We start from the raw sequence: 440 nt of genomic DNA on the forward strand, positions 1-440 counted from the left end.
CGGAACGGTCGATGAGGACGGCGAAGAGGTAGCGGAACTCCTAGACGAGGCGGCAACCGGCGCGACGAACAGCGAAGTAGACCGACCGAAGCCGAGCGACGAGTCACCGCAACAGGAAGCCGCGGCAAGCGGCGACCACGGCGTCGACTGACGAACACCGACGACGATGACCGACGACACAGCCGAAGACGACGCGACAGACGAACGGCGACCCGAGCGGGAGCCCGCAACCGCCGACGAAGATACCGACTGGAGCGAGCGTACCGATGCTGAGCGGAGCAACCGCGCCGATGCTGAGCGGAGCGGCCGCGCCGATGCCGACGAGCAACCGCAGTCTGCTCCGCTTTCGGACCTCGCTGGCCGAGTGGCGGAGCGGCGCGGTCGGTGACGCGTCTCCAACGAGCCCGACGACGTAGCCGAGTTGTTCGAATCGGTGGAAG

The 440-nt window shown here is 67.5% G+C and carries 1 protein-coding gene; it reads left to right on the top strand.

All coding sequences use genetic code 11. From position 1 onward, the window contains the following. Positions 1-166 precede the first annotated feature (166 nt). Positions 167-388, top strand: coding sequence for a hypothetical protein (locus DVK01_RS21470; RefSeq protein WP_199722424.1), 222 nt, complete (start codon positions 167-169; stop codon positions 386-388). Positions 389-440 lie beyond the last annotated feature (52 nt).

It is taken from the genome of Haloarcula sp. Atlit-120R (genome assembly GCF_003665885.1).
In the GTDB taxonomy this organism is placed as follows: Archaea; Halobacteriota; Halobacteria; order Halobacteriales; family Haloarculaceae; genus Haloarcula; species Haloarcula taiwanensis.